We start from the raw sequence: 19,155 nt of genomic DNA, 5'->3' as shown, positions 1-19,155 counted from the left end.
GTTTTTTCTGACAAGCACCGCCAGTCAGTCAACCATAGGAAGCCGATCGCTGGCCGTCCCGACTATTGCGTGATCAGGGCAGCAACAGCCCCTGCTCGCGCTCGCACAACTGCACCACGTAATCCCACAGCACCCGCAGGCGCACAGACTTGTGCAGTTCGCGGCGGGTGCTGATCCAGTAGCTGCGGCGAATGGTTTCATCCGGCAGCAATGGGACCAGGGCCGGGTCGCTGCTGGCCATGTAGCAAGGCAGTACGGCAATCCCCAATCCCGAGCGTGCAGCCTGTTGCTGGGCGATGACGCTGGTGCTGTGAAACACCACCCGAGGGTTGCGGCAAAAGCTGTTGAGAAACATCAGCTCCTGGCTGAACAGCAGGTCGTCGACATACCCGATCCAGGCATGACGGGCCAGGTCTTCGCGACTGCGCAACGCTGGGGAGCGGTCCAGGTAGGCCTGGCTGGCGTACAGCGCCAGACTGTAGTCGGTGAGCTTGCGGGTCACCAGCAGGTCGGCCGCCGGGCGTTCGAGGTGGATGCTGATTTCCGCCTCACGGTTGAGGATGCTGACAAAACGCGGCACCGCCACCAACTCCACTTCCAGCCCCGGATAGCGCTGGAACAGTCCGTCCATGCGACTGGCGAGGAACATGATCCCCAGCCCTTCGGTCACCCCCACGCGGATCTTGCCCAAGGGCGCACTGGACTGGGTGATGTCCTCCTGAGCCAGCAGCGCCACGTTTTCCATGGCTTCGGCGTGCTTGAGCAACGTCTCGCCGGCCGGGGTCAGTTCATAACCTTGGGCATGCTGGACAAACAACGCGGTGCCCAGGCTTTTCTCGATGGCTTCGATGTGCCGGGCCACGGTGGCATGGGTGGTGTTCAGGCGTCGTGCGGCCGTGAGTAAACGGCCGCTGCGTTGCAGTTCCAGAAAGTAGCGCAGGTCATTCCAGTCGAACATGGGCCATCCTTGAACACGCCTGAAGGCAGGACTGTTTAAAAACGCACAGTGGTTGCGCAAAAACTAACATTCTTTTGACGAAACCTAACAACTAGGATGCATCCCACAAGAACAAAAATGAGGTCGCGAATGCAACCTGTCGTCGATGAATACGATTACGTGATCGTGGGCGCCGGCCCTGCCGGATGTCTGCTGGCCAACCGGCTTAGCGCCAACGCGCAACACCGGGTGCTGTTGCTCGAAGCCGGCGGACGGGACAACTATCCGTGGATTCACATCCCGGTCGGCTACCTGTTCTGCATCGGCAACCCGCGCACCGACTGGTGCTTCAAGACCGAGGCGCAACCGGGTCTGCAAGGGCGCGCACTGAGTTACCCACGGGGCAAGGTGCTGGGGGGCTGCTCCTCCATCAACGGCATGATCTACATGCGCGGCCAGGCCGCGGATTACGACAGTTGGGCCGCCGAGGGCAATCCTGGCTGGGCCTGGAAAGACGTGCTGCCGTTGTTCAGACAGAGCGAAAACCACTTTGCCGGAGACTCCGAGTTCCATGGCGCCGCCGGGGAATGGCGGGTCGAACGCCAGCGCCTGTCATGGCCGATTCTCGACGCGTTTCGCACGGCCGCCGAACAGAGTGGCATTCCCAGCGTCGACGACTTCAACGGCGGCGACAACGAAGGCTGCGGCTACTTTCAGGTCAACCAGAAAGCCGGGGTCCGCTGGAACGCGGCCAAGGCCTTTCTCAAACCGGTTCGCCAACGCCCCAACCTCACGGTCATGACCGATGTCGAAGTCGACCGCGTGCTGTTGCGCGACGACCGCGCCCATGCCATCAGCGCCCGCTGGCAAGGCAAGGGCATGACTTTCAAGGCCCGCAAGGAAATCGTCTTGTGCGCCGGCGCCGTGGGGTCGCCGGGCATCCTGCAGCGCTCCGGGATCGGCCCGCGCAGCCTGCTGCAACGCCTGGGCATCGGGGTAACGCATGAACTGCCTGGCGTGGGCGGCAATCTGCAAGATCACCTGCAACTGCGCTTGATCTACCAACTGGAAAACGCCCGTACCCTGAACCAGATCGCCGGCACTTTGTGGGGCAAGATGGGCATGGGCCTGCGCTACTTGTATGACCGTAGCGGCCCGCTGTCCATGGCCCCCAGCCAACTCGGCGCATTCGCCCGTTCGGGGCCGGAACAGACCTCGGCCAACCTCGAATATCACGTCCAACCATTGTCCTTGGAACGTTTCGGCGAACCATTGCACAGCTTCCCGGCGTTCACCGCGTCGGTCTGTGACTTGCGTCCGCAAAGCCGTGGCCGGGTGGACATTCGCTCGGCCGACCCGCATGAGGCGCCGCTGATCCAGCCCAATTACCTGAGCCATCCCGAAGACTTGCGGGTCGCCGCCGACGCCATCCGCCTGACCCGACGCATCGTCGCCGCCCCGGCGTTGAGCGCCTTCAAGCCGGTGGAATACCTGCCGGGACCAAGCCTGCAAACCGAGGAAGAACTGCACCAGGCCGCCGCCCGCATCGGCACGACGATTTTCCACCCCGTGGGCACCTGCCGCATGGGCCAGGACCGCGACGCGGTGGTGGATGCGCAACTGCGAGTTCACGGCGTCAACGGCCTGCGCGTCGTCGACGCCTCGATCATGCCGCGTATCACCTCGGGCAACACCTGCTCGCCAACTTTGATGATTGCCGAAAAGGCCGCGCAGATGATCCTCGAGGCGGACATCCGCCGCACCACGCCCCAAAAGGAACCCGCCACGGTCTGATGAACAAGTAAGTCCCCTGTGGGAGCGGGCTTGCTCGCGAAGGCGGTGTATCAGCTACCGATGATGTTGACTGGCACACCGCTTCGCGAGCAAGCCCGCTCCCACAGGGGAGAAATGTGTAAGCAAAGGGAACGTATCAAAACAGGAGACGCTGTACCGGCGTCGACAGTGGAACAACAAAAACAATCACTGTGAGGGATACCCAAATGTCTGAACATGTTCAGCCCCTGGAAGCCACGCGCAGCGCCGGCACCAACCAGGAAACCCAGAAAGTCATCTTTGCCTCGTCCTTGGGGACGGTGTTCGAGTGGTACGACTTTTTCCTCTATGGCGCTCTGGCGGCGGTCATCAGCAAGCAGTTCTTTGCCGGGGTCAATGACACCACGGCTTTTATCTTCGCCCTGATGGCGTTCGCCGCTGGCTTTATTGTGCGGCCTTTCGGCGCATTGGTGTTCGGACGGCTGGGGGACATGATCGGACGCAAATACACCTTCCTGGCCACCATCATTCTCATGGGCGTGGCGACGTTCTGCGTCGGCCTGTTACCCAACTACGCCAGCATCGGCATTGCCGCACCGATTATCCTCGTGGTGCTGCGCATGCTTCAGGGCCTGGCCTTGGGCGGTGAGTACGGCGGCGCTGCCACCTACGTCGCCGAACACGCGCCGATGGGCAAGCGCGGTTTCCACACCAGCTGGATTCAGTCCACCGCCACCCTCGGGCTGCTGCTCTCGCTGCTGGTGGTACTGGGCTGTCGTTATTTCACGGGCGATCAGTTCGAAGTCTGGGGCTGGCGCATTCCGTTTCTGCTGTCGATCGTGTTGCTGGGCATCTCCACCTGGATTCGCCTGAGCCTGCATGAGTCGCCGTCCTTCTTGAAAATGAAAGAAGAAGGCAAGTCCAGCAAGGCGCCGATCCGAGAGTCTTTTGGCAAATGGGAAAATCTGAAGGTGGTGCTGATCGCCCTTTTCAGCATCAACGCCGGCCAAGCGGTGACCTTCTACGCCGCGCAATTCTACGTGCTGTTTTTCCTTACCCAGTTCCTGAAGATGGACCCGGCCCTGGCTAACAGTTTGCTGATCGTCAGTGTGGTGATCGGCGCGCCGTTCTTCATCTTTTTTGGCTGGCTGTCGGACAAGGTCGGACGCAAACCGGTGCTGATGATCGGTCTGTTGCTGGCGACGGCGTTGTACTTCCCGATCTTCAAGACGCTGGCCCATTACGCCAACCCGGCCATCGATCAGGCGAGTCGCCAGGCACCGATCACCGTGATCGCCGACCCGGCCACTTGCACGTTCCAGTTCGACCCGGTGGGCAAGGCGCGTTTCGATAGCCCATGCGACAAGGTCAAGACCTTCCTGGTCAAGCAAGGCCTGCCCTACAGCAGTGTCGCGGCGCCAGCCGGCAGTGATGTGCAAGTCAGCATCGGGGATGTGAAACTTGACGGCTACGACGAAGCGGCCCTGCGCGGCGCAGTGACCCTGGCCGGTTACCCGCAACAGGCCGATGCCCAGCAAGTCAACCGGCCGATGATCGTGGCGCTGATCGTCGCACTGATCATCATTTCAGCCATGTGCTACGGCCCGCTGGCGGCGCTGATGGTCGAGCTGTTTCCAACCCGCATCCGCTACACCTCCATGTCCCTGCCCTACCACATCGGCAACGGCTGGTTCGGCGGTTTCCTGCCCACCGTGTCGTTTGCCCTGGTGGTCTATACCGGGGACATTTTCTACGGGCTGTGGTACCCGGTGGTGATCACTGGAGTGAGCCTGGTGGTGGGCATGATTTGCCTGCGCGAAACCCGGAACGTGGACCTGGATAAAAACTGAGGCTAGCGAGCCCTGCACACCATTTTGTGGCGAGGGGATTTATCCCCGCCGGGGCGCGTAGCGCCCCTCTATGCCAGCGATCTCGGTGTTTCAGGCCCATTGGTAGCGTCGGCCTTAGGGTTGCTGCGCAACCCAGCGGGGATAAATCCCCTCGCCACAAAGTCCGCGCCTGACACCACTTTCAGGGTCAAGCCATCAATGCACAGAATGATCTTTGACCGTGCTCTCCACCAGATCCAGCATCTGCCCCAGCGCCCAGGGCTTGGCGATGAACGAGGCGTGATGCTTGATCCCGGCGCTTTCCGGGGTTTCGAAACCGGACATGATCAACAAAGGGATCTGCGGCCAGCGGTCGCCGGTCAGGTTGGCCAGGTCCGCGCCGTCCAGCTTGCCCGGCATGGTGATATCGGTGAGTAGCAAGTCCACATCGTCAGCGCTCTGCTCAAGGAACTCCAGCGCCGCGTCGGCACTTTCCCGAGGTTCAACGACAAAGCCCTCGTCCTGCAGGATTTCGCACAGAAACTCCAGAATGGTCTGATCATCTTCAACGACGAGAATCAAACGTGTGGTCGCCTGTCCGTTGCCCTTTGGCATCGAATTCATTTAAGTGACTCTCCTTGACCCCATAAACATGCTTTGCGGTTTAAGCCGCTCTGCAAGTTATGAGCGATGCCCTGGCGAGAAATTCATTCTGCGTGCAAATACACCGCCAAACGTTGCGACAACCGCCCTGGAGCAACGTTGCGCAATGTTTTATCTGTATATCCATACAGATAAAACTTGCTCCAACGCCCATCCATGACCATGCTACAGCCCCATGAAATCTGCTTAGGAAAAGGGCGCTATGCAGCTGTATCTGTGTGAAAAACCGTCCCAAGCCAAGGACATTGCTGCCGTACTCGGGGCCACGCGGCGCGGTGACGGTTGCTGGCTGGGCACGAACGTCACCGTCACCTGGTGCATTGGCCATCTGCTGGAGACCGCCCCGCCCGACGCCTACGATGCCCGCTACAAGCGCTGGGTACTGGCGGACCTGCCTATCGTGCCGACGCAGTGGAAAATGACCGTCAAGCCGAAAACCGCGAGCCAGTACAAGGCGGTCAAGCGCCTGTTGGGTGAAGCCAAGTCCCTGGTCATCGCCACCGACGCCGACCGTGAGGGCGAAATGATCGCCCGGGAGCTGCTGGAGCATTGCCGCTACCGTGGGCCGATCCAGCGGCTGTGGCTGTCGGCCCTGGACGACGCCTCGATCCGCAAGGCCCTGGCCGCGCTCAAACCGGGGGCCGAAACCTTCAACCTCTACCATTCGGCCCTCGGCCGCTCCCGGGCCGACTGGCTGATCGGCATGAACATGAGCCGCCTGTTCACGCTGCTGGGACGCCAGTCCGGTTATCAGGGCGTGTTACCGGTAGGCCGGGTGCAGACCCCCACCCTGCGACTGGTGGTGGATCGCGACCGCAGCATTGCCGATTTTGTGCCGGTCGCCTACTGGGCCATCGAGGTGCAGCTCAGCCACGAAGGCCTGGCCTTCACCGCCCAGTGGCGCGCCGACCCTGACGCCTGCGACGACCAGGAGCGTTGCCTCAACCAGGCCCTGGCCCAGCAAGCGGCTCAAGCCATGAGCAATGCCACCACCGCGCGCACGCTAAAAGTGCGCACCGAGCGCTTGCGCGAAGCACCGCCGTTGCCGTTCGACCTGGGTACCCTGCAGGAGGTCTGTTCAAAGAAACTCGGCCTGGGCGCCCAAGAGACCCTGGACATTGCCCAGTCGCTGTACGAGACCTACAAGCTGATTACCTATCCGCGCAGCGATTGCGGTTTCCTGCCGTTGAGCCAGCACGGCGAAGCGGCGACCATCCTCGCCGCCCTCGCCCAGGCCGATCCGGGTCTTGCGCCACTGCGCGAGCACCTGCAACCGCAGCGCAAATCCAGGGCCTGGAACGACGCCAAGGTCAGCGCCCACCACGGCATCATCCCTACCGCTGCGGCGAAGAATCTCGACAAACTCGCCGGCAAGCAGCGGGCCGTCTATACGCTGATACGGGCGCGGTATCTGGCCCAGTTCCTGCCCAACCACGAATACGACCGGACCCAGGCCGACTTCGACTGCGCCGCCCAGTCATTGCGGGCCGTGGGCAAGCAAATCGTCGAACCCGGCTGGAAACGCGCCCTGCCCGAAGCACTGGCCCCGGCACGAGGCCGTGAAGCACCGGTACCACAAACCTTGCCGGCCCTGGTCGAAGGTCGCGACTGCACGGTGGACGAGGTGAAACCCAAGGACCTGTGGACCCAGCCCCCCAAGCCGTTCACCGAGGGCGACCTGATCAAGGCGATGAAGAACGTTGCCCGGTTGGTGGAGGATCCACTGCTCAAGCAAAAGCTCAAGGACACCACCGGCATCGGCACCGAAGCGACCCGGGCCTCGATCATCCAGGGCCTGCTCGACCGCGGTTACCTGGTAAAAAACGGCAAGGCCTTGTCCGCCACACCGGCGGCCTTCAGCCTGATCGATGCAGTGCCCCGCGCCATCGCCGATCCGGGCACCACCGCCATCTGGGAACAGGCGCTGGACATGGTGCAAAGCGGTGAGATGAGCCTGGAAGAGTTCGTGACCCGCCAGGCCGCCTGGATGAGCAAGCACATCGCCCGCTGCCAGGGCATGAGCCTGACCATCAGCGGCCCGGCCAGCCCTGCCGGCCGTGGGGCCACCCCATGGAAAAACAAACGCAAGCCGGCCAAGCGCAAGGCCGGCGGTACACCGCGCAAGACGAGCAAAGCCAAGGCGACCTGAGCGTGGCGAGAATCTTCCTGTGGCGAGGGGATTTAGCGAAACGTCGCACCGCCCCGCTGGGGCGCGAAGCGGCCCTAAACCCCAACACCTCGGTGTATCAGGCAGATTGAGTCGACTCACTTGGGGCTGCTTCGCAGCCCAGCGGGGATAAATCCCCTCGCCACAACGACCGCCCTACACACCCTTTCGCCCATTTTTCATACCCAAACCATTTTGTCCGACAATATGTAGTGACCAAAAATAATCACTACAAAACCGTTGACGCCTCCGATTTGGCCTTGCATGATGCAGACGTCTCCCCGATCGGGAGTACAGGTAAATGCTTGAGCAAGCTCGTCTGACCGCCGAGCTGTTTTTTGGATAAGGGACTGCCCACAAGGCAGATTGAAGGTGCTGACCTGGCATGACCGTCCGGTGACAAGGACGAGAAACGTCGGCGAAGATCCTCATGACGCGCGTGGTCGACCCTCGAAAGTTGACAATGCCTGAAGGTTCTTCGCTGTTTCTCTTCGTTGCAGCGTATTTGCGTAGCAGCCCTTCGATAACACTACACAACCGATGCACGACCCCGTCGACGTTTGACGGATGAGCGCTGACGGCCTGGTTTCGGTGCTAGCCATGCAGCACTGCCAGGCACTTACCGAAAGAAGCGAAGTTGTTGCGAACCACCAGACAGATCAACCAAATGGTCAAGGGGCTTACACATGAATCTGAATAATCAACCATCTATTGATGAACTGGCTCGCCTATTCGCAGCGCACAAGGACACCCTGGACAGCCATATCCTGTGGATCAGCAAGAATGGCCAAGTCCACATGGATTGCCTGTCGCCGTTCACCCAGGAAGACGAATTCGAGAAAAACCAGCAAGACCTGTGTGCCCGACTGAAGATGTACCGCCGCGGCCAAGGTTATGTTGGCAAGAAGGCCGCAGCCGACAAAGACTTCATTGGCAGCGTGCTGCAAACGCTGACCCAGGCTTGGCAGTCGATGCAAAACACCTCCAAAGTGCAGGTCATCGACCGCTTGTGCTGATCACGCTTAAGACAAAGGCCCGTTCCTGATCAGGAACGGGCCTTTTTTTGTGCGTTAGAACACTGACCAGCCGATCCGCTGGCTAAGCAATTCCAGCGCCGCCATGCCCGCCAGGGAATTGCCGGCGACATTGAGTTCCGGCGACCAGACGCACACCGTAAAACGCCCCGGCACCACCGCGACAATTCCGCCGCCCACCCCACTCTTGCCCGGCAGGCCAACGCGATAGGCAAAGTTGCCGGCCTCATCGTACAGCCCGCTGGTGGCCATGATGGAGTTGACCTGCTGGGTCTGGCGGGCACTGAGAATCTGCTCGCCGCTGTGCTTGCAGAAGCCGTCGTTGGCCAGGAAGCAGAACGCCCGGGCCAGGTCGATGCAGCTCATGCGCAATGCGCAGTGACTGAAATAGCTGCGCAGCACCGCTTCTACGTCGTTATGGAAGTTGCCAAAGGATTGCATCAGGTAGGCCATCGCCGCATTACGGGCGCGATGCTGGTATTCCGACTCAGCGACCTTGCCGTCCACCATGACCTGCGGATTGCCCGACAGGCGCCGTACGAAATCACGCATCGACAGGGCTGGAGCGGCGAAACGCGACTGATTGATGTCGCAGATCACCAAGGCGCCGGCATTGATGAACGGGTTGCGCGGGCGACCGCGTTCGAATTCCAGCTGCACCAGGGAATTGAAGGGCTGGCCGGAGGGCTCATGGCCCAATCGCTCCCAGATTGCCTCGCCGGAATGGCCAATCGCCTGCACCAGGCTGAAGACCTTGGAAATACTCTGCACCGAAAACGGCGTATCAGCGTCGCCCGAACAATACATTTCACCGTCGTTGCCGTAGACGGCAATGCCCAACTGGTTGGCCGCAACGGTGCCAAGGGCAGGAATGTAGTCGGCCACCTTGCCCTGACCGATCAGGGGGCGAACCGCATCGAGGATCTCGTTCAACAATGCTTGCATATGCGCATGGGTCCAATCATTCCCCGTTCGAGTGCGGGGATACAGACGCTAGACGCTGATGGGTGCGATCAGAGCACACTGAATAGACCAGCAACATCTGTTGCGAGGCGATCCGTGGGAGCAAAGCTTGCTCGCGATGAAGCTCACGCGGTCTGCCTGGAACCGAATCGCCTCCTTCGCGGGCAGGCCTTGCTCCCACACAATTCAAGAGATTTCACGGGCGCTTGTCATCAAATCGAGCGGTCTATAGTTGAAGGGATCAATCGGCAGGAGACATCGATGCGACAGATCATGCAGAAAGAGCCCTGGTGGGCCTCGCCCCCCAGGCCCGGGCAAGATGAAAGTGAGCTGGAATGGGGTTGGCTGGTGATTTACAGCGAAGGTGAGCCGCGCTTTGAATTCATCAAGGAGCGGCCCTCGGACGAACAGATCCGTCATCGCAAGGGTTGCCGCGTTACCCTCGGGGCAGAATGAACCGTCCGTCACGGTTTGATGAGCGGCAACTCCACTGCCCGATTGGCCAGATCCGCCGCCACCAGGCTGCCTTCGATTTCCTCGGCGAGGTAGTACACCGGTGCCATCACCCCGCTGAGGGGATGTTTAAGGGACTGGACCCAGGCTTCGTCGAACGCGCCGCTCAGGCTCTTGCGAATCTGCGTTTCCATTTCCGGGCGTTCGCCCTCATGAATGATCGCGCGAATCCCCGCCACGCCAACTGAAATCAACGCCCCCGCCGCTTTCCCGGCCACGGCCGCCGCCGCACCGGCCGCACCTCGCGTGGCGAATTGCGCTTCGATCTTTTCACTGGTGCGTTGTGCCACTGTGGCGATCACCGCATCCGAAGGCCCCGAACCGGTGATGGCGGCCTTATTGACGTGGTCGATCAGCGCGGCGTACGCCGGCAATGTATTGAGCGGCTCAGTATGAGCCATCTCATACAACGAGGCGTTACGCGCCGCTGGCGGACCCAGGCTGACAGCAGGAATGCCGTGCAGGCGCCGATTCATCAGCTCCGGCGGGATTCGGTGCTGCCGGGCAATCGCCTGGACCTGTTGATTGAGCAGGCGCACGTAATAGCCCGTCGCGTTGGCCCTGATCGCCTCGGGGTCAATCTCCACCGCCACAGGTGCCAGCACCTGCTCGCGATACTGCTCTTGTAGATAAACCGCAAGGCGCCTGGCCGCAGAGTCCTCTTCGCCTTCGGCACTGGCGGCATACCAACTGACCTTGACTGCCAGCCATTCCTGGGTCCAGTAGCTGCTGAACCAGGGGATGAATTGGACCTCGGTGCGTTCGTACACGAGCCGACGCCAATGCTCCATCGAACCGCGTGCGTAGAGCCCGGCCTGTTCGATAGCACTTTTCGACGCCGCGACGATCTGCCGGTCAACCTGCCGCCAGGTGTCCTGGGAAACCGCCACGGTGGCGACCTGCTGCTCGCGCGGCGACGTGGCGCACCCCGCCAGAACCAACAAAACGGCCAGCATCAGCGAACGCAGCACGGTTGCGCCATCCCGAGGTCAAGTCATCCACGGGGTTGAGTATAGGTCGCGAGGAACACGGGCTTGGAGGAAACGCACAAAACCAATGTGGGAGCGAGTCTGTTCGCGATGGCGGCTCAAAACCGCGTGAAATGCTCGAACTGCCAATCATCCGCTGCTGCGTCTTGGGAGGTCTTAGGCACCGCGCCGCTCGGCCTCCAGTCGGTCTGCTTGCCCACCAAGGTGCCGAGGTAAGGCCTGGCCACTTCCAGCACACGTTCGTAGCCCATTTGCTCTGGCTCGACGATACCGCGATCCGGGTTTTCCACCGCCCAGACAATCCCCGACAGAACCCCCGCCGCCACTTGCAAACTGGTGGCATTGTTGAAGGGCAAGAGCGCCCGGGCTTCGTCGATGGTCAGCACCGAGCCGAACCAGAAGGCATTGAGTTCATGTCCCATCAGCAGGACGCCCAGCGCATCGGCGCCGATGCTGTCGATTTCACCGTTGAGAATGCGTTGCCGATGTTGGCTCTGCCAACCTCGACCGATCAACTCATGGATGGACAGCAAGGCGTCGTTGCAGGGGTGGTAGGCGTAGTGCAGCGTGGGGCGATAGATCAGTTTGTGCTGGTCCTTGAGTGTCAGCAGGTCGGCGGTCGAGGCGGTTTCATGATGGGTGATCATCAGCCCCAGGCACGGCCCGCCCAACGGTGTCCAGGTCTTGACCGGCACGGTGGCGCTCGGGCGCTCGAGGTAGATGGCATTGCGGCTGCCGAAGCGATGGCGTCTGGCAGATGTCGGCCAGGTACGCTCGTGGGTGCCCCAGCCCAACTCGGCCGATTGGTGGCCCTCGTTGATCAGGCCTTCCACCGACCACGTATTGACGAACTCATCGTCCTGCTTGAGGCGGCTGGAGCGCTGGGTGTCGCGCTCGGCAAAATGAATCACCTTGATGCCTGTCTCCATGCACAGCCTGGCCCAGTCCACGCCTTCGCGGTTCTGCGGCAAGCGATGGTTCAATTGCACCGCCAGTTCCACCAGGCCAGCCTTGAGCAGATGACTGATCAAGCCGGGGTTGGCACCATGGGCCACGACGGCGGTCGGACCATTGCCCAATTTTTTGCGCAGGCCCAGCATCTGGTAGCGCAACGCGTAATTGGTGCGATGTGATAAATCCAATGAAGGGTCATCGTAGCCACCGGCCCAAGGCTCAATGCAGGTATCCAGGTACAGCGCGCCCTTGCTGAAGGCATAGGTCATCAGGGCCAGCGAACTGACTTCCACCGACAGGTTGACGATGAAGTCGCCGGGTTTGATGAAGCGGTCCAGGGTTTGAGTGAAGGTGTGCTCAGTCAACGCTTTGCGGACAAAGCAAATGCCCCGCTCCTTGAACCAGATGTTCTTCTCGATCACGGGGGCGATGACCGTGATCTGGTTGACCGGAACGTGGTCCTGCCGCAACAGCAGCGGTAGCGTCGCACGGGTAATGGAGCCAAAACCGATGAAGATCAGATGCCCGGTAAACTTGACCCGGTGTTGCATGTGCTGTCTCCCGGGGAGGTGAACAATGGAGCCATGAAATACCGGTCACGGAGCGTTGGCTACTGTCAGACTCGACAGGAGTCCGGCGCAAGCGGACGGCCCCGCACCGTGTAATGCGCGCCAGTCATGAAGTGCCCAGCCTGCCAGACAGGACCGTGCCGACCGCCAGACCACGTGCCTCCCAGTAATAGATGACGCAGCCGAATGAGGCGTAGTTCAAAGGAGTTTCACTGCGGGACGCCGTGCGGTATCACAGGCCGTCGGTTTGTCTGCGGGCACAAAAAATCGGGCGCTGGCGCATTCGCCGGGCCCGATTCCGATCTCGCAAAACCCTTCGCGGGTTCAGTGTTCGACGGCCTGCTAACCCAGTGCCGTGTCGAGGAACATCATCACCGCAAACCCCATCATCAACCCCAGCGTGGCGGGTGTTTCGTGGCCGTTGCGGTGGGTTTCCGGAATCACTTCATGGGACACCACGAAGATCATGGCCCCCGCCGCCAACCCCAGGCTGATGGGATACGCCACGGCCACGCCGGAGGACATGCCCAGACCGATCACCGCGCCCAGCGGTTCCATCAGTCCCGAGCCCACCGCGATCAGCGCAGCCCGTAGCGCACTGATCCCGGTAACCCGCAGCGCCATGGCAATGGCAAGCCCTTCGGGGATGTCCTGGATCGCAATGGCAGTGGTCAGCGGCATGCCGACCCTCAGATCACCGTTAGCAAAACTGACGCCGATGGCCATGCCCTCGGGCAAATTGTGCAAGGTGATGGCGAGCACGAACAACCAGACACGGTTGATACGTTCCGATTGCGGACCGCGCCGGCCACTCACTTCGTGTTCGTGGGGCACGAAACGGTCAAGGCCGATCATCAGGAGCACGCCCAGACCCAGGCCGAGTACTACGACAAACGCGGCGAGCAACTGATTGCCAACGATGCTCTGTGCAGCCTCGATACCTGGCAGGATCAGCGAAAACGAACTGGCCGCGAGCATCATGCCCGCCGCGAAGCCCAGCATGATGTCCTGGGTCCGCGAGGAGATGTCCCGCAGCACCACCGCCATCAACGCGCCCAGGGCCGTGGCGGCGAAACCGGCGGTGCCGCCCAGGACGGCGTAGCCCAGGTTGTGCCGGTCAGCCCCCACCAATGCGTTGTAACCGCTGTAGAGCAACAACGCGGCGATCACCGCCAGCCCCAGCCAGAAGCTCACCCCCAGCAGCAGGTTGTTCTGTAAAGGGTCCAGCCAGGTACGCCAGGGCGATCGGATCCGGGAGGTGGGCTGGTCCATCGAATATCCTTACTGGTTTTCTGCCAGGTCATGTCTGATCGCTCACGCACGACCCGACGCAATTTTCAGGCGAAGGAGCCAGGCCCCCTCGCCGGTTTCCTACAGTTTGTCACCTTGCATCCCTGAACCCAAGTCGGCACCTGTCATGGGGTCGCTTTCCGGGTTGGACATTGTCCGCGCCTTCATGTCCATCAGCAGCGCTTCGTCTTTTTTACTCAGTTGCACACTCGCCAGACCATCACCGCCATCCACCGCCGGCGTTGGGTTCTCGACGAATTCCCACTCATCGCCCTGGTTCCATGGGCCACGCACCGTAGGCTCGCCTTGGGACATGTTGAAGTACACGTTGGTGAACTCTGGCATGCCTGGCAATTTACCTTGAGGGAAATTTGGCTGGATCGAGTGCAGGGCTTTTTCGAAGGACATCTGGTGTGCGATTTCACGGGTCATCAAAAAACCCAGCGCTTCTTTTACCCCAGGATCATCGGTGAGATTCATCAGGCGCTCATAGATGATTTTCGCCCGTGCCTCGGCGGCGATGTTGGATCGCATGTCCGCTGTCGGCTCGCCTATGGTGTCGACGTAAGCGGCTGTCCAAGGTACACCGGCCGAATTGGTCAGCGGGGAACCGGCTCCATAAAGCAGGCTGGTGATGTGAGAGTCGTTGCCGGCGCCGTTGATGTCCCGGTACAACTGGCCTTCCTTTTCCACACCCTCGGCCATTCTGCCCTTGGCGCCTTTATTGAGCATCACGATGATCGAGCCGATCACCTCCAGATGACTGAGCTCTTCGGTGGCAATGTCCATCAATAGATCCTTGCGGCCGGGATCATCCTCGGACAGGGCCTGGGTAAAGTAGCGCGACGCCGCCGCAAGCTCACCCTGGGCACCACCAAACTGTTCAAGTAACAGGTTAGCGAGCCCTGGGTTGGGCTCGGCGACACGCACGGTGTACTGCAGTCTTTTGTTATGTAAAAACATGATGACACTCCTCGTTCAGAACACACGCCAAGGGGACACTGCCGGGAGCAAGCCCACAGAAAATCTGAAGAAGTTAAAGAGTTAAAATTTAATTTTATATTTAATAAACGAGACGAACGGTAATCGGTAACTCGCTCTCGCAGAAATGCCAGGCAACTGAACAACTTACAGTCCCCTCACGCATGAAGATATTCATTACCGCGATCCTGCTATATATAAATCCGGCAGACCCCATGCGATTAACACAGGGCCCGTAACATCATTGGGTGTTCAGCGTTGCGCCCATCACCCTGGCTGTTTCCAGGGCCTTTTCGACTTGTTTCGCAAACTGACTAGCGGTCGCTGGTCACGTTGTTGCCGGATGCCTGACCGCCCTTTCGACCGGCCTCGGAGGCCCGCTCAGGGTCTTTGGCAAAATTGCCGCCCGAGGCCTGGCCACCTTTTCGGCCTGCCGCGGCTGCTCGTTCTGGGTCATTGGCGAAATTTCCGCCCGAAGCTTGCCCTCCCTTGCGCCCGGCCTCGGATGCTCGTTGCGGATTATTCGCGAAGTTACCCCCCGACGCGTGGCCGCCCTTCTTCCCGGCTTGCGATGCCTTTTCACGATCGTTAGCGAAATTGCCAGGATTCTTATTCCCTGTGTTAGCCATTTCATTCACCTCGTTAATTGATGTTACGAACCTGTTGGCTCGTAGTATTCGGAAAACCTGACGCCGACAAGGTTTTAAACATATCTTGCAAACGGCGACGAACGGCTCATGCAATCCAACGTGCTGACTGCGGCGTCGAGTTGCAATGGCTTTCAAAGAAATGACGCTCAATAATGAATTCAAGTACTCAACTTGAGCCATGCCAATCATTAGCGGGACGCAATCCCGATTTATATTCAGGATGAAATGGGATCGCTCGCCGCAAAGGTATCCTCCAGCGCGTCATCCAATTAATTGCCGTCCACGTCTGGCCCGCCATTCTTGCCGCTGCGTTCGCAATGGCAATCCGGTGCCGGACAAGGTTCACCATTAGGATGTTGCTCGGCGCAGGCTTGACTGCAATAGGCCTCGCCATCGTGATTGAACACCTGTTGCGGGTCCACATCGCATTGGCAATCGGGGCAAGCACACTTTAATTCGCTCATGTTCGTTCTCCTGGGTTCCGGTTTTAACGCTGTCGTCAGGATCACACCAGCAATTGAACCTCAAGGTTCGCCGCCGCAACGCCATGGTTCGCCACATAGACCTCGGCGGTCCAGCCTTTGGTCAGGTTGCGATAAGACTGGGTGCCCAAGGCCTTGCCACTGTCCCACTCCATGACGTCGCCAATATCGATGTCATTGGCTGAACCGAGCTCAAGGATTGTGTGGTTGTCTTCTTGCTCGACATACACACCGACCATTGCCCTCTGTCGATTGATGGCCCGTACTTCACCGGTGGTCTGTTTCATACGCCTCCTCTTCTCGGTGCGTTAAATGCGACCGAAGCACGTCAACGGCCGCATTTTTCACGCTCAGCGCTTGGGGTCGACACGGCATTGCTACACGACAGTTTTGAGTGCCGTACATAGAGGTGGATGTCGCGCAACCGGGGAAAGTTTGAAGAGACAACAACGCAGTGCGACGAAAGGCATTCTCACAGCCCTCTCGACGAACCACGGTGCTAACCTCAACGACTCCAGGCCAGCGGAGCGACACCTATGCCCGACGATCTTCACCGTCAACCGATCGATCAATTGCTGGAGCATATGGCCGGGCGCCGTTTCCTGGTGCTTACCGGCGCTGGCATCAGCACCCCGTCGGGCATTCCCGACTACCGGGACAGCGAGGGTGTGCGACGGGGTCGGCAACCCATGATGTACCAGGAGTTCCTCGCCAAACCCGAAGCACGGCGGCGCTACTGGGCGCGGGCGATGCTGGGCTGGCCGCGGGTTCGCCAGGCCCGGCCGAACGCCGCCCACGAGGCGTTGACGCTGTTGCAGGCACAGCAACGCATCAGCGGCCTGATCACCCAGAATGTCGACACCCTGCATGACCAGGCTGGCAGCCACGACGTGATCGAACTTCACGGAAGCCTGCATCGGGTGCTGTGCCTGGATTGCGAGCAGCGCAGTGAGCGCCAGCAGATCCAGTTATTGATGCAAGCGCAGAATCCTTATCTGGCCGGTGTCGACGCGGTACAGGCGCCGGACGGCGATACCCTGCTGGACGCCGCGTTCGAGGCGCGCTTCCAGGTGCCCCGCTGCCCTTATTGCGACGGCGAGCGCTTGAAACCCGACGTGGTGTTTTTCGGCGAAAACGTCGCCGCCGCCACCGCGGCCCGCGCCACTGAAGCCGTTCAGGAGGCTGACGGCCTGCTGGTGGTGGGCTCCTCACTGATGGCCTGGTCGGCATTTCGCCTGTGCCGAGCGATCAAGGAACAGGGCAAGCCGCTGCTGGCGATCAACCGGGGCAAGACACGGGCCGATGAGTTGCTGGATCTGAAGCTTGAAGAGCCTTGTGAGGAACTGTTGCCACTATTGATCTGACACCATGCAATACGCCGGTGGGAGCGGGCTTGCTCGCGAAAGCAGTGTGTCAGCTACGCAGATACCGACTGATCTACCGCCTTCGCGAGCAAGCCCGCTCCCACAGGAGATTGTGGTTACTTCGGCGTCAACTGCGCACCGATGTCCTGATCCCTGAACGTATCGAACAACGCCTGCGCCGCCGCCGACAGTTCATGCCCCGGCTTGGTCAGTACACCAATGGCCCGCTCTATCACCGGATCGCTCAGGGTGATACAGCGGGCGCCCAGCTCATGCATCTGCCCGACACACAACGCCGGGACCGCACTCACCCCCAACCCGCTGGCGACCATTCGGCCGACCGTCGCCAACTGATGGCTCTCGAATTCCACCGGCAGTTTCATGCCTCGGCTTTGCAAATGTTCTTCCAGCATCACCCGCACGGTGGAAGGCCGCTGCAGCGTGATAAACGGCTGCTCCAGCAACGTCTGCCACTGGATCTCGCTGCGCTGGGCCAGTGGCGAATCCAGCGGCACCACCGCGACGAAGCGGTCCAGATACAACGGGGTAAAGGCCAGCGACGAACTCTGCATCGGCTCGAACGCGACCCCCAGTTCGACGTGTCGATCCCGAACCATTTCCAGCACCTGTTCGTTGATCACATCGTTGACCGTGACGTTGACATTCGGATAGCGGGCGCGGAAGGTCTTGAGGATCGGCGGCAGCAGGTTGCCGGCAAAGGACGGCATTGCCGCCAATGTGACGCGCCCGCGTTGCAAGGTGAAGCGTTGGCGCATTTCATCCTCGGCATTGTCCCAATCGGCAATCAACCGCCGGGCCAGGGGCAGCAGCGATTCGCCTTCGGGCGTCAGCGCCACGTTGCGGGTATTGCGGCTGAACAGGCGCCCACCCAAGCCTTCTTCCAAGGCCTTGATGGTCAGGCTCAGGGCCGACTGTGACAGGTGCAGCCGCTCGCAGGCCACGGCGAAGCTCAGGCTTTGGGCCACGGCGAGGAAAGCGCGAATTTGCTTGAGGGTCATGGGCGTCCTGTGTCCGGTTGCGTAGGAGCTGCCGAAGGCTGCGATCTTTTGCCTGGGATTCAAGTGTTTTTGGGAAGATCGCAGCCTCGTTGCACTCGACAGCTCCTACAAAGCTCCTACAAAGCTCCTACAAAGCGTCTACAGAGGGAAGTAACTATTGAGTTTTATCAATCAATCCAACCTAAAAATCAACTTAACAAATATATGACTTGGCGCAACACTGCATTTCATTGCGACCCCATCAAGAATAAAAGAGGTGTCTATGGCAGGTTTCGACAAACGTGTGAGTAGCTACGAAGAAGCGCTGGAAGGCCTGCAAGATGGCATGACGGTGATCGCCGGCGGTTTTGGCCTCTGCGGCATTCCAGAGAACCTGATCGCCGAGATCAAGCGCAAGGGCATCCGCGACCTCACCGTGGTTTCCAATAACTGCGGCGTCGACGGCTTCGGCCTGGGTGTATTGCTGGAAGATCGGCAGATCCGCAAGGTGGTCGCGTCTTACGTCGGCGAAAACGCGCTTTTCGAAAAGCAATTGCTGAGCGGCGAAATTGAAGTCGTGTTGACTCCCCAAGGCACCCTCGCCGAAAAAATGCGCGCCGGCGGCGCGGGCATTCCGGCGTTTTTCACCGCCACCGGGGTCGGCACGCCCGTGGCCGAAGGCAAGGAAGTGCGTGAATTCCATGGCCGCCAGTACCTGATGGAAGAATCAATCACGGGCGACTTCGCCATCGTCAAAGGCTGGAAAGCCGACCATTTCGGCAACGTGGTCTATCGCCACACCGCCCAGAACTTCAACCCGCTGGCGGCCACGGCCGGCAAGATCACTGTGGTGGAAGTCGAAGAAATCGTCGAACCCGGCGAGCTGGACCCGACGCAGATCCACACCCCAGGCATCTACGTCGACCGGATCATTTGTGGCACGTTCGAAAAACGTATCGAACAGCGCACCGTGCGCAAGTGACCCCGCCCCCAGCCCGA

Annotated in this window: 18 protein-coding genes; 7 read left to right on the top strand and 11 right to left on the bottom strand. The window is 60.3% G+C overall.

Annotated elements, in window-relative coordinates; translation table 11 throughout:
* Positions 1-73: 73 nt before the first annotated feature.
* The gene (locus tag AAIS01_RS14880; protein ID WP_343469582.1) at positions 74-958 is read right to left on the bottom strand and encodes a LysR family transcriptional regulator; all 885 of its coding nucleotides are present in this window, start codon (positions 956-958) and stop codon (positions 74-76) included.
* 129 nt (positions 959-1,087) lie between these two features.
* On the opposite strand from AAIS01_RS14880, the gene AAIS01_RS14875 reads away from it, so the two are divergent.
* Both AAIS01_RS14875 and AAIS01_RS14870 read left to right on the top strand, forming a co-directional pair.
* Positions 1,088-2,731: a GMC family oxidoreductase gene (locus AAIS01_RS14875; RefSeq protein WP_343469581.1), complete on the top strand. Its 1,644-nt coding sequence runs from the start codon at positions 1,088-1,090 to the stop codon at positions 2,729-2,731.
* 206 nt (positions 2,732-2,937) lie between these two features.
* On the top strand, positions 2,938-4,560 hold the full coding sequence (locus tag AAIS01_RS14870) for an MFS transporter (protein WP_343469580.1): 1,623 nt from the start codon (positions 2,938-2,940) through the stop codon (positions 4,558-4,560).
* 195 nt (positions 4,561-4,755) lie between these two features.
* Here the strand turns inward: AAIS01_RS14870 and AAIS01_RS14865 are convergent, their stop codons facing one another.
* Positions 4,756-5,163: a response regulator gene (locus AAIS01_RS14865; RefSeq protein WP_214916816.1), complete on the bottom strand. Its 408-nt coding sequence runs from the start codon at positions 5,161-5,163 to the stop codon at positions 4,756-4,758.
* Positions 5,164-5,404: 241 nt separating this feature from the next.
* Between AAIS01_RS14865 and AAIS01_RS14860 the strand changes: the two genes are divergently transcribed.
* Together AAIS01_RS14860 and AAIS01_RS14855 are read left to right on the top strand one after the other, a co-directional pair.
* Positions 5,405-7,351, top strand: coding sequence for a DNA topoisomerase III (locus AAIS01_RS14860; protein ID WP_343469579.1), 1,947 nt, complete (start codon positions 5,405-5,407; stop codon positions 7,349-7,351).
* A gap of 704 nt (positions 7,352-8,055) precedes the next feature.
* Complete coding sequence (locus AAIS01_RS14855) at positions 8,056-8,385, top strand: hypothetical protein (RefSeq protein WP_214916811.1); 330 nt, start codon at positions 8,056-8,058, stop codon at positions 8,383-8,385.
* A 54-nt stretch (positions 8,386-8,439) separates the two neighbouring features.
* Here AAIS01_RS14855 and glsB read toward each other — a convergent pair whose 3' ends face one another.
* Positions 8,440-9,348, bottom strand: coding sequence for a glutaminase B (gene glsB / locus AAIS01_RS14850; RefSeq protein ID WP_343469578.1), 909 nt, complete (start codon positions 9,346-9,348; stop codon positions 8,440-8,442).
* Between the two features lie 279 nt (positions 9,349-9,627).
* On the opposite strand from glsB, the gene AAIS01_RS14845 reads away from it, so the two are divergent.
* Positions 9,628-9,822 carry a hypothetical protein gene (locus AAIS01_RS14845; RefSeq protein ID WP_047227792.1) on the top strand — a complete coding sequence of 65 codons (195 nt, stop codon included), beginning with the start codon at positions 9,628-9,630 and terminating at the stop codon, positions 9,820-9,822.
* Positions 9,823-9,830: 8 nt separating this feature from the next.
* On the opposite strand, the gene AAIS01_RS14840 is transcribed toward AAIS01_RS14845, so the two are convergent.
* From AAIS01_RS14840 to AAIS01_RS14810, 7 genes are all read right to left on the bottom strand, one after another.
* Positions 9,831-10,850, bottom strand: coding sequence for a hypothetical protein (locus AAIS01_RS14840; protein ID WP_343469577.1), 1,020 nt, complete (start codon positions 10,848-10,850; stop codon positions 9,831-9,833).
* A gap of 116 nt (positions 10,851-10,966) precedes the next feature.
* Positions 10,967-12,373 carry a saccharopine dehydrogenase NADP-binding domain-containing protein gene (locus AAIS01_RS14835; protein ID WP_343469576.1) on the bottom strand — a complete coding sequence of 469 codons (1,407 nt, stop codon included), beginning with the start codon at positions 12,371-12,373 and terminating at the stop codon, positions 10,967-10,969.
* Between the two features lie 360 nt (positions 12,374-12,733).
* Entirely contained in the window at positions 12,734-13,663 is a 930-nt protein-coding gene (locus AAIS01_RS14830) for a ZIP family metal transporter (protein WP_343469575.1), read from the bottom strand.
* Positions 13,664-13,762: 99 nt separating this feature from the next.
* On the bottom strand, positions 13,763-14,644 hold the full coding sequence (locus tag AAIS01_RS14825) for a manganese catalase family protein (RefSeq protein ID WP_092402900.1): 882 nt from the start codon (positions 14,642-14,644) through the stop codon (positions 13,763-13,765).
* A gap of 332 nt (positions 14,645-14,976) precedes the next feature.
* Positions 14,977-15,291, bottom strand: a complete 315-nt coding sequence (locus AAIS01_RS14820; RefSeq protein WP_343469594.1) for a con-10 family general stress protein — start codon at positions 15,289-15,291, stop codon at positions 14,977-14,979.
* 290 nt (positions 15,292-15,581) lie between these two features.
* Positions 15,582-15,776: a metallothionein gene (locus AAIS01_RS14815; RefSeq protein ID WP_343469574.1), complete on the bottom strand. Its 195-nt coding sequence runs from the start codon at positions 15,774-15,776 to the stop codon at positions 15,582-15,584.
* Positions 15,777-15,817: 41 nt separating this feature from the next.
* Positions 15,818-16,081, bottom strand: coding sequence for a hypothetical protein (locus AAIS01_RS14810; protein ID WP_343469573.1), 264 nt, complete (start codon positions 16,079-16,081; stop codon positions 15,818-15,820).
* Positions 16,082-16,330: 249 nt separating this feature from the next.
* Here AAIS01_RS14810 and AAIS01_RS14805 point away from each other — a divergent pair, with 249 nt between their 5' ends.
* Positions 16,331-17,158, top strand: coding sequence for an NAD-dependent protein deacetylase (locus AAIS01_RS14805; protein WP_343469572.1), 828 nt, complete (start codon positions 16,331-16,333; stop codon positions 17,156-17,158).
* Positions 17,159-17,274: 116 nt separating this feature from the next.
* Here the strand turns inward: AAIS01_RS14805 and AAIS01_RS14800 are convergent, their stop codons facing one another.
* Complete coding sequence (locus AAIS01_RS14800) at positions 17,275-18,177, bottom strand: LysR family transcriptional regulator (RefSeq protein ID WP_343469571.1); 903 nt, start codon at positions 18,175-18,177, stop codon at positions 17,275-17,277.
* Positions 18,178-18,439: 262 nt separating this feature from the next.
* On the opposite strand from AAIS01_RS14800, the gene AAIS01_RS14795 reads away from it, so the two are divergent.
* Positions 18,440-19,138 carry a CoA transferase subunit A gene (locus AAIS01_RS14795; RefSeq protein ID WP_047227779.1) on the top strand — a complete coding sequence of 233 codons (699 nt, stop codon included), beginning with the start codon at positions 18,440-18,442 and terminating at the stop codon, positions 19,136-19,138.
* The last annotated feature ends 17 nt before the right edge of the window (positions 19,139-19,155 follow it).

Origin of the sequence: Pseudomonas halotolerans, assembly GCF_039581215.1 — a bacterium.
In the GTDB taxonomy this organism is placed as follows: domain Bacteria; phylum Pseudomonadota; class Gammaproteobacteria; order Pseudomonadales; family Pseudomonadaceae; genus Aquipseudomonas; species Aquipseudomonas tehranensis.
The sequence above is the reverse complement of the archived record's forward strand: the minus strand, read 5'-3'. Positions and strand labels throughout refer to the sequence as shown.

Bases quoted from the DNA above. Each gene is read 5' to 3' on its own strand.
- AAIS01_RS14880 (WP_343469582.1), bottom strand. From the start codon at position 958: ATGTTCGACTGGAATGACCTGCGCTACTTTCTGGAACTGCAACGCAGC.
- AAIS01_RS14875 (WP_343469581.1), top strand. From the start codon at position 1,088: ATGCAACCTGTCGTCGATGAATACGATTACGTGATCGTGGGCGCCGGC.
- AAIS01_RS14870 (WP_343469580.1), top strand. From the start codon at position 2,938: ATGTCTGAACATGTTCAGCCCCTGGAAGCCACGCGCAGCGCCGGCACC.
- AAIS01_RS14865 (WP_214916816.1), bottom strand. From the start codon at position 5,163: ATGAATTCGATGCCAAAGGGCAACGGACAGGCGACCACACGTTTGATT.
- AAIS01_RS14860 (WP_343469579.1), top strand. From the start codon at position 5,405: ATGCAGCTGTATCTGTGTGAAAAACCGTCCCAAGCCAAGGACATTGCT.
- AAIS01_RS14855 (WP_214916811.1), top strand. From the start codon at position 8,056: ATGAATCTGAATAATCAACCATCTATTGATGAACTGGCTCGCCTATTC.
- glsB (WP_343469578.1), bottom strand. From the start codon at position 9,348: ATGCAAGCATTGTTGAACGAGATCCTCGATGCGGTTCGCCCCCTGATC.
- AAIS01_RS14845 (WP_047227792.1), top strand. From the start codon at position 9,628: ATGCGACAGATCATGCAGAAAGAGCCCTGGTGGGCCTCGCCCCCCAGG.
- AAIS01_RS14835 (WP_343469576.1), bottom strand. From the start codon at position 12,373: ATGCAACACCGGGTCAAGTTTACCGGGCATCTGATCTTCATCGGTTTT.
- AAIS01_RS14830 (WP_343469575.1), bottom strand. From the start codon at position 13,663: ATGGACCAGCCCACCTCCCGGATCCGATCGCCCTGGCGTACCTGGCTG.
- AAIS01_RS14825 (WP_092402900.1), bottom strand. From the start codon at position 14,644: ATGTTTTTACATAACAAAAGACTGCAGTACACCGTGCGTGTCGCCGAG.
- AAIS01_RS14820 (WP_343469594.1), bottom strand. From the start codon at position 15,291: ATGGCTAACACAGGGAATAAGAATCCTGGCAATTTCGCTAACGATCGT.
- AAIS01_RS14815 (WP_343469574.1), bottom strand. From the start codon at position 15,776: ATGAGCGAATTAAAGTGTGCTTGCCCCGATTGCCAATGCGATGTGGAC.
- AAIS01_RS14810 (WP_343469573.1), bottom strand. From the start codon at position 16,081: ATGAAACAGACCACCGGTGAAGTACGGGCCATCAATCGACAGAGGGCA.
- AAIS01_RS14805 (WP_343469572.1), top strand. From the start codon at position 16,331: ATGCCCGACGATCTTCACCGTCAACCGATCGATCAATTGCTGGAGCAT.
- AAIS01_RS14800 (WP_343469571.1), bottom strand. From the start codon at position 18,177: ATGACCCTCAAGCAAATTCGCGCTTTCCTCGCCGTGGCCCAAAGCCTG.
- AAIS01_RS14795 (WP_047227779.1), top strand. From the start codon at position 18,440: ATGGCAGGTTTCGACAAACGTGTGAGTAGCTACGAAGAAGCGCTGGAA.